7 protein-coding genes and 1 pseudogene are annotated in these 6,649 nt (G+C 69.5%); 7 read left to right on the top strand and 1 reads right to left on the bottom strand.

Annotation, left to right across the window (positions count from 1 at the left end; genetic code table 11):
• Positions 1-335 precede the first annotated feature (335 nt).
• The 3 genes from ACFO3J_RS32485 (at position 336) to ACFO3J_RS32475 (ending at position 1,913) form a co-directional block, all read left to right on the top strand.
• Positions 336-506, top strand: a complete 171-nt coding sequence (locus ACFO3J_RS32485) for a DUF5670 family protein (RefSeq protein ID WP_386430512.1) — start codon at positions 336-338, stop codon at positions 504-506.
• Between the two features lie 245 nt (positions 507-751).
• Positions 752-1,141: an ATP-binding protein gene (locus ACFO3J_RS32480; protein ID WP_386437300.1), complete on the top strand. Its 390-nt coding sequence runs from the start codon at positions 752-754 to the stop codon at positions 1,139-1,141.
• A 403-nt stretch (positions 1,142-1,544) separates the two neighbouring features.
• Entirely contained in the window at positions 1,545-1,913 is a 369-nt protein-coding gene (locus ACFO3J_RS32475) for a hypothetical protein (protein WP_386437297.1), read from the top strand.
• A 435-nt stretch (positions 1,914-2,348) separates the two neighbouring features.
• On the opposite strand, the gene ACFO3J_RS32470 is transcribed toward ACFO3J_RS32475, so the two are convergent.
• Entirely contained in the window at positions 2,349-3,392 is a 1,044-nt protein-coding gene (locus ACFO3J_RS32470) for a fatty acid desaturase family protein (protein WP_386437294.1), read from the bottom strand.
• A 480-nt stretch (positions 3,393-3,872) separates the two neighbouring features.
• Between ACFO3J_RS32470 and ACFO3J_RS32465 the strand changes: the two genes are divergently transcribed.
• From ACFO3J_RS32465 to ACFO3J_RS32450, 4 genes and pseudogenes are all read left to right on the top strand, one after another.
• A complete protein-coding gene (locus ACFO3J_RS32465) occupies positions 3,873-4,268 on the top strand; it encodes an STAS domain-containing protein (protein ID WP_386437292.1) in 396 nt (131 codons plus the stop codon).
• Between the two features lie 4 nt (positions 4,269-4,272).
• Positions 4,273-4,986: an ANTAR domain-containing protein gene (locus tag ACFO3J_RS32460; RefSeq protein WP_386437289.1), complete on the top strand. Its 714-nt coding sequence runs from the start codon at positions 4,273-4,275 to the stop codon at positions 4,984-4,986.
• A gap of 5 nt (positions 4,987-4,991) precedes the next feature.
• Positions 4,992-5,759 carry a GAF domain-containing protein gene (locus tag ACFO3J_RS32455; protein ID WP_386437286.1) on the top strand — a complete coding sequence of 256 codons (768 nt, stop codon included), beginning with the start codon at positions 4,992-4,994 and terminating at the stop codon, positions 5,757-5,759.
• 446 nt (positions 5,760-6,205) lie between these two features.
• Positions 6,206-6,409 (top strand): annotated as a pseudogene (locus ACFO3J_RS32450) (MmyB family transcriptional regulator); the annotation flags it as partial.
• Between the last annotated feature and the right edge of the window lie 240 nt (positions 6,410-6,649).

Raw genomic sequence — 6,649 nt, 5'->3', positions numbered from 1 at the left:
ACCGGTCTCGGCCGGGCCGCCTCCACCCCGTGGTCCCCGGGCGCCCTCGCTCGGGAACCCTCATGCCCACGAAGGCGGTTGTAGCTGAGACAGATGGCGCTGGGCCGAGCCGCACTTAAATGAAATCTGTGGCCCGGGTACTGCGCACGACGCAGGCAACGGAGCCGTGGTGGTGGAGCCGAGGCTGTCCTCTGGTCTCGGTTGCCGACCCCCGCCCGCCTCCCGACGGAGGGGGGAGGTGGCGGGGCGCTGGGCTCGCTGCCCGAGCGAAGACGCATGCCGGTCAGCATGGTTGTTCGAGTGCGGGGAACACGGCTTGTCGGAGGTTGATAATCATGGGGCCGTTGCTTCTCGTTCTTCTTCTCGCGCTGATTCTTTTCGGTGCGGGATTCGCACTCCACCTGCTGTGGTGGATCGCCGTCGTCGTGCTTGTGCTGTGGGTGCTGGGCTTCGTCGTCCGGGGTACACATTCCAGCGGCAGCCGGGGACGCTGGTATCGCTGGTGAATTCCCGGAAGTAGACCGAACGGCGGGCGTCCCGACGCTGGGCAGGCGACCGCTCTCGGTGGTGCGGCGGCCATCTGAAACCCGGCCGGTCACGGGCAGGCTGATGCCGGAAGACCGTTCAACTGTCACAACCGGGGTAGGCAGGTTCTGTCCGGCGACACTGTGGATCGCGCACTGGTCGCTCGCGGAGCGGTCCGGCATACGGCACAGAGCCGATGGTGGGACCGCCGGGGTGGGGCGGTGTGATGCGAAGCAGCGAGGTCTACGCCGGCGAGCCGGGCGCCGTCGCGGCGGCCCGGCGCCAGATCGCGGTGTTCTTCGACCGCATCGGCGGCGAGGACGGTGCCGTGGCGGCTCCCCCGCATCTGCTCATGGAGGCTCAACTGGTGGTCAGCGAACTGGTCACCAATGCCGTGAAGCACACCACCGGGCCTTGCGGCCTGGACCTCGAACTGCTGAGCGACGCTGTCGAGATCACCGTCTGGGACACCTCCTCGGCGCCTGTGGCGGTGATGGGCCATGATCCGGCTCGGGTCGGACGACATGGCCTGGAAATCGTCGTCGCGCTGTCCTCCGGCTTCGAGGTCACGCACACCGCCGCCGGGAAAAGGATCACGGTCCGGTTGCCCCTCTGAACCTGCGAGCTGCCCCAGGGCGCACGATGCCCCGCCACCCGACTCCTGGAAGAAGCCCGTCCCCAAAATGGGCTGGTCGGCCTGCGGAAGGCGATGCCCGGTGCTGACTCGCTGGTGGGTTACATGCCTGTCCATTTGGCGACGTGAGGCGCGGCACTCGGTCTGACCACGGAGAACGGGAAGTGAGCAGGTCACACACGCCGCCGTCACGCAGGAGGTGCCGTGTTGATCTCGGACCCGGCGTTCGGGCGAGGCTTTCAGCAGGTCGTGCAGACCCCGGTGCTCCGTGCTCCTGAGCCGTTCAGGGCACACGGCGGCATTTCGTCGTATCGGCTGTGTCCGCTCGCGGTTTGCTGTCGAGGGCGGGACGTGAGGCAGCGGCTGGCAATCAGCTTGGCGGAGGATGAGCGAGAGAGGATTCACGGTGCAAGGTGCCAGGCTCGGTATCTATCTGAACGACCATCTGGCCGGTGCCACCTTCGGCGTCGGGACCGCGCGGCGCATCGCGCATCAGCACCGCCGCTCAGGAGGGGGAGCCGACCTGGAGCGCATCGCCGAGGAGATCGCTCAGGACCGGCAGACGCTCCTCGCCATCATGGGCTCGGTCGGTGTGCCCGCCCGCCCTTCTCCCCCGAGAGCGGATGAATTCGGGCATGCCATGAGACCGCGCGGTCGTGCCAGGGTGAGCCAGCCCAAAATCGAGGTCGGCGTCGGCGCACACCGACCACTGTCCACTACGTACGAACTCGTCCGGGGTTCCCCGACGAGCTGAGCGGCGTGCCCCACGTGCTCGGTCGTCTCAGCCGGCTCACCGCCAAGGCCCCCGGTACACAGCCGGATAGCTCACCCACCGGCTGGCCAGGTGTGCTCGCCGTCACGGGCTCGAACGCCATCTGGTGGGCCATCACCGAGCCGGATGCCGGGGCCGCCGTGTGGAGCCGCCTGCCGCACCGTGGCGTGCCAGGCGGCTGAGGGGGGCTCCGCCTCGCATGAGTAGCAGTGGGCACACCCGGACCCGTTGTCCTTCCGGAGTTGCCTGTTTCCCCCGGAAGGCACGGCTGACGGCCGCCCGGCTGGGCCCGGCCGTCCACCCCGCCGGACGGCCGGGCATCTCAAGACCGGCCGACATGCAGCCGGTCGCAGACGACCATGTTGCCCTCATCGGCTGGACTTCTCGGTGCGCCGCACCGGAATGGCCCACAGCTGCCTACCGGACGGGGGCGCCCTCGCCGCGGATGGGGGCGCCGGCCTGGTGGAGGCTGGTGAGTGCTTGCCGGTAGGAGGTGATGAGGCCGGTCTCCAGGTAGGCGACGCCCAGCTCTTCGCAGTAGCGCCGGACGATGATCTGGGCCCTGCGCAGGTGAGGGCTGGGCATGCTGGGGAAGAGGTGGTGCTCGATCTGGTAGTTCAGGCCGCCGAGCGCGACGTCGGTGAACCATCCGCCGCGCACGTTGCGCGAGGTGAGCACTTGGCGGCGCAGGAAGTCCGGGCGGTCCTTGCCGGTCAGGATCGGCATGCCCTTGTGGTTGGGGGCGAAGATCGAGCCGAGGTAGACACCGAAGAGGCACTGGTGGACGGCGAGGAAGGCGATCGCCATGCCGGGCGGCAGCACCAGGAACAGCACGGCCAGGTAGACCGCGAAGTGCCCGAAAAGCAGCGCCCCCTCGAGCACCCGCCTTTTGAGCGAGCGGTCGGCCAGCGCCCGCACACCGGCCACGTGCAGGTTGAAGCCCTCCAGCGTGAGCAGCGGGAAGAACAGGTAGGCCTGGGAGCGTCCGATCAGGCGCGGGATCCCCTTGGCGGCACGGGCCTGGTCCTGGGACCAGACCAGCAGGTCAGGGGCTACGTCGGGATCCAGTTCCGCATGGTTCGGATGGGCGTGGTGACGGGTGTGCTTGTCCTGCCACCAGCCGTAGCCCATCCCGATGCCGGCGTTCCCGGCGATCCGCCCGGACAGCTCGCTGGCCTTGCGGAGCCGGAAGACCTGGCGGTGGGCCACGTCGTGCGCGACCAGGGCCACCTGGCCGAAGACCACGGCGAGGAACGCTGCGACCGCCAGCGTCCACCAGCTGCGGCCCACGAGCGCGAAGGCGGTCCAGCCGCCCGCGTAGAGCGCGGTGACGAGCGAGACCCGCACCGCGTAGTAACCCGGGCGGCGGGTCATCAGACCGCTGTCCGCGATCTTCTTCGACAACCGGGCGAAGTCGCTCCCGGCTGCTTGCTCGGGACGTACGGAGGTGTCTGCGGTCACGGACGCGAACCTTTCGGTGGGTGTCACCCGGGCGTGCCGCTCCGGGATTCGCTCCACGCAGCCGGTAGCGGGGTCACGGCCGAGAGCCTCTCCTGATGGATCCCTGCGGAGACAGCTCTCAAGGTTGCGAGAGGATGTGACTCTACCGCACACGCCGTGATCTCGACGTTATTTCGCTATCGGAGGTCTGCGGGACGCGGTACCCCCGATACCCGGGCCCCCGTGGAACGCCGGCCAGGATCGCCTTGGATCACGTGTCCGAAGCGGATCGCGGAGGGTAGGCTTATCAACGCGTCCTTGACCCCGGCGTGGCTGACCTGACGTGGTGGCGCCGACCCGACGGACAGACATATCTCCTGTCCGGGCGCCTCTGGGCCCGCACCGGTGTCGGCCTCAGCACCAGGCAGCACTCCTGTCCGAACGCGAACGGGCGAACAGCATCAGTTCGCCTGTCGCAGGCAGCCCGGGAACCGAGGCGCGATGACTGCCATGCGTACGATGACGCTCTACCGGCGTGACGACCGGGCAACCGTCTTCCTGGAGGGCGAGATCGACCTGGCCACCGCTCCCGCTGTGGGCGTCGCCCTTCACGACTGCCTCAGCCGGGCGGCCGACAGTATCGACGTCGATCTGACCAGGCTCACCTTCTGTGACGCCAGCGGCCTCAACGTTTTCCTGGCCGCGACACGTCACGCGCAGGTGCGGGGCGGCCGGCTGCGGCTGCACGGCTCGACGCCCGCCGTCCGCCGGATCTTCGAGCTCACCGGCACCACCTTCCTGCTGGATACGCCCCGTGCCGTCCCCTCCTCACGCTCCGAGGAACTCCCGCCGATGCCCCCTGTGCCGGGGCGGCCGGCGGCGTTCATTGATCAGTGACCGCATGGCCGAGGTTCTGCGCCTGCTGCGGCAACGCGACGGCGCCGATCACGGTGTGGACATCGCGGTCGCCGGCGCCGCCGCGCTGGGGGTGGACGGCGTCGCCGTGTCCCTGACCGCAGGCCCTGGCCGCGGCGAGGTGCTGTGGTGCTCCGACGACACCTCCTGCGGCTTCGAGGACCTGCAGTTCACCCTCGGGGAGGGACCGGGACCGGACTGCCTGGCCGGCGGGACGGCGGTACGGGTGCCGGATCTGGCGCGGGTGCGCCAGGACCGGTGGCCCGCGCTGATCATGGAGGCACCGGACCAGGCGGCGCGGGCGGTGTTCTGCTTCCCCTTGCGGATCGGCGCGATCGCCCTGGGCGTGCTCACCGCCGTTCGGCGTACTCCCGGCCCGCTGACCCGCGAGCAGACCGACGACGCCCTCGCCCTGGCGGCCGCGCTCACGATGCACGTGCTGGCAGGCGGCCGGCCGGAAGTGCTGCCGCCCGACGACTCGCAATCGCTGCCGTTCCTGCAGCACGCCGTCGTCCACCAGGCCACCGGCATGGTCAGCGTCCAGCTCGCCGTACCCTTGGCCGAGGCTCTGCTGCGCCTGCGCGCCCACGCCTACAGCAGCGGGCGCACCCTCACCGAAACCGCGCGCGACATCGTGGCCAGGCGACTGCGACTGGCTCCCGGCACCGAACCCCTTCCGCCCGCCGCAGACAAGGACTGAACGCCATGGACAGCCGCGAACAGCAGGTCACCGAGGTCTTCGTGGAGGTCGCCGACTCCCTGATCGCCGATTTCGACGTCATCGACTTCCTGCAGAAGCTGTCCGTGCGCTGCGTGGAGATCCTGGACGTGGCGGCCGTCGGCATCCTGCTCGCGGACGAAGGCGGTGTCCTGCATGTGCTGGCGGCCTCCGACGAGCACACCCGGCTGCTGGAACTGTTCGCCCTCCAGTACGACCAGGGCCCCTGCGTCGAGTGCTATCGCAGCGGCCGGGCCCGCACCAACATCGACCTCGCCGACCCCGAGGCCACCGCGCACTGGCCGCTGTTCGCCCGCAGCGCCCGGGAAACCGGGTTCGTGGCCACCAACGCCCTGCCGCTGCGGCTGCGCGGCCGGGTGATCGGCGCGGTCGGCCTGTTCCAGACCGACCCCGCACCCCTCAGCCCCCAGGACCTCACCCTCGCCCAGGCCCTGGCCGACGTGGCGACGATCGCGATACTGCAGCAGCGCACCCTGGCCCACAGCGAAGCCGAACGCGACCAGCTCCAGTACGCCCTCAACAGCCGCATCATCATCGAACAGGTCAAAGGCATCCTCGCCGAACGCTGGCAACTCCCCGTCGACGAAGCCTTCCGCGTCTTCCGCACCTACGCCCGCGCCCACAGCCTCAAACTCTCCCAACTGGCCCGGGAGATCACTGAAGGGCGTTTCGACACCGACCAGATCCGCACCGCCCCGGCGCCGCCGCAGAGCGGCACGGTGGCCGGGATCTGACACACCGGCCGCCTCGACGCCCACCGAGCCGCGTGGACATGGTCAACGACTCCGGTATCCGCAAGTCCCACCTGCTCATCGCGCTGGACACCGAGACCAGCGGTGCAGGGCCACACGCGTCCGCAACCGGTTGTGCGCTGATGAACTCAGCGGGTGGACGAAGACCCTCACCAATCACAGACTCCGAGCGGCCATCATGGACCGGCTTACCTTCAACGGTGCATGATTCGGACAGGCACTGGGCCCCAGCAGCTGGCCCTACGTCCTCCGGCTCCCGGCCGCATTCCGGTCTGGTCCTGGGAGGCGAACCCGGTGCAGCACCTGGCCGACGGCGGGTGAGCCAGGTGGAAGTGTCGGCGCTGCAGAGAACGACCGCCTTCTTCGCGGCCTCCACCGAAGCTTCGGCGGCTGGCACGCCCGCACCGCCACCTGGCCGACGATGTCTCTTCCGCACGTGGTGGACCGAACGCCGTGTTAACAGCGTGACGCACGGCACCAAGCGCTACCACCACCGAATCGTCGGAAATCTCACCTGGACTGCGACACCTGGACCAGCCCCGACGGCAGCAGGCAGCGGCTCATGGTGCTCACTGCCGAGCCGGGGACCCCCTCGAGACGAAGCACTGCGCATCCTCGCCTCCTGGACGGCTCCCGACGACACGCACACCGGGCCCGCGACGGCTTCGGAGGAACGTTCGGCACGAATGACCGCCAGTTCCTCCCTGTTCCGGCCCGCTGTCAGCAGCCCCTGCTGGCGCAGCCACGGCGGTGGCGAGCGCAGCACGGGGCCGAGCGGGATGGGAAGCCGGCTGGCGCCCCGGTCTGTGCTCCGCGCGCTACCAGGTACAAGGCTGCTGCCCGCCGGCGGCGCCAACTGTGCGGGAGCGGCG

It is taken from the genome of Streptomyces polygonati, from assembly GCF_042650325.1.
GTDB lineage: Bacteria > Actinomycetota > Actinomycetes > Streptomycetales > Streptomycetaceae > Actinacidiphila > Actinacidiphila polygonati.
This window is presented reverse-complemented; position numbering and strand designations above follow the sequence as displayed.

Bases quoted from the DNA above. Each gene is read 5' to 3' on its own strand.
- ACFO3J_RS32485 (WP_386430512.1), top strand. From the start codon at position 336: ATGGGGCCGTTGCTTCTCGTTCTTCTTCTCGCGCTGATTCTTTTCGGT.
- ACFO3J_RS32480 (WP_386437300.1), top strand. From the start codon at position 752: ATGCGAAGCAGCGAGGTCTACGCCGGCGAGCCGGGCGCCGTCGCGGCG.
- ACFO3J_RS32475 (WP_386437297.1), top strand. From the start codon at position 1,545: ATGAGCGAGAGAGGATTCACGGTGCAAGGTGCCAGGCTCGGTATCTAT.
- ACFO3J_RS32465 (WP_386437292.1), top strand. From the start codon at position 3,873: ATGACTGCCATGCGTACGATGACGCTCTACCGGCGTGACGACCGGGCA.
- ACFO3J_RS32460 (WP_386437289.1), top strand. From the start codon at position 4,273: ATGGCCGAGGTTCTGCGCCTGCTGCGGCAACGCGACGGCGCCGATCAC.
- ACFO3J_RS32455 (WP_386437286.1), top strand. From the start codon at position 4,992: ATGGACAGCCGCGAACAGCAGGTCACCGAGGTCTTCGTGGAGGTCGCC.